Here is a 1,101-nt window from a genome sequence, read left to right on the forward strand (position 1 = left end):
GCCCCATCCGTAGAGGCTGATAACAGTCATGAGGGGTATGGATACAGCGATGAAGCAGTGCGACAACATAGACAAGGGCAACCTTGATTCACACTACCATAACCGCTTGCTACCAAGGAAAACAAAATGAATTTGCCTATTCAAAAATTCATGATGCTGTTTGCAGCAGCAATATCGTTGCTGCAAATCCCCATTAGTCATGCGAACGGTTTGGATGCCCGTTTGCGCGATGATATGCAGGCAAAACACTACGAACCGGGTGGTAAATACCATCTGTTTGGTAATGCTCGCGGCAGTGTTAAAAATCGGGTTTACGCCGTCCAAACATTTGATGCAACTGCGGTCGGCCCCATACTGCCTATTACACACGAACGGACAGGATTTGAAGGTGTTATCGGCTATGAAACCCATTTTTCAGGACATGGACATGAAGTGCACAGTCCGTTCGATAATCATGATTCAAGAAGCACTTCTGATTTCAGCGGCGGTGTAGACGGTGGTTTTACTGTTTACCAACTTCATCGGACAGGGTCGGAAATCCATCCGGAGGATGGATATGACGGACCGCAAGGCAGCGATTATCCGCCCCCCGGAGGAGCAAGGGATATATACAGCTATTATGTCAAAGGAACTTCAACAAAAACAAAGAGTAATATTGTTCCCCGAGCCCCATTTTCAGACCGTTGGCTAAAAGAAAATGCCGGTGCCGCCTCTGGTTTTTTCAGCCGTGCTGATGAAGCAGGAAAACTGATATGGGAAAGCGACCCCAATAAAAATTGGTGGGCTAACCGTATGGATGATATTCGCGGCATCGTCCAAGGTGCGGTTAATCCTTTTTTAATGGGTTTTCAAGGAGTAGGGATTGGGGCAATTACAGACAGTGCAGTAAGCCCGGTCACAGATACAGCCGCGCAGCAGACTCTACAAGGTATTAATCATTTAGGAAATTTAAGTCCCGAAGCACAACTTGCGGCTGCAACCGCATTACAAGACAGTGCTTTTGCGGTAAAAGACGGTATCAATTCCGCCAGACAATGGGCTGATGCCCATCCGAATATAACTGCAACAGCCCAAACTGCCCTTGCCGTAGCAGAGGCCGCA

Annotated in this window: 1 protein-coding gene; it reads left to right on the forward strand. The window is 47.7% G+C overall.

Annotated elements, in window-relative coordinates:
- Positions 1-126 precede the first annotated feature (126 nt).
- Positions 127-1,101, forward strand: a 975-nt coding sequence (gene mafB, locus HMPREF2959_RS02955; RefSeq protein ID WP_070696386.1) for a polymorphic toxin MafB class 3, incomplete at its 3' end; no start/stop codon positions are given.

Origin of the sequence: Neisseria sp. HMSC070F02, from assembly GCF_001814225.1 — a bacterium.
Classification (GTDB): Bacteria; Pseudomonadota; Gammaproteobacteria; order Burkholderiales; family Neisseriaceae; genus Neisseria; species Neisseria meningitidis.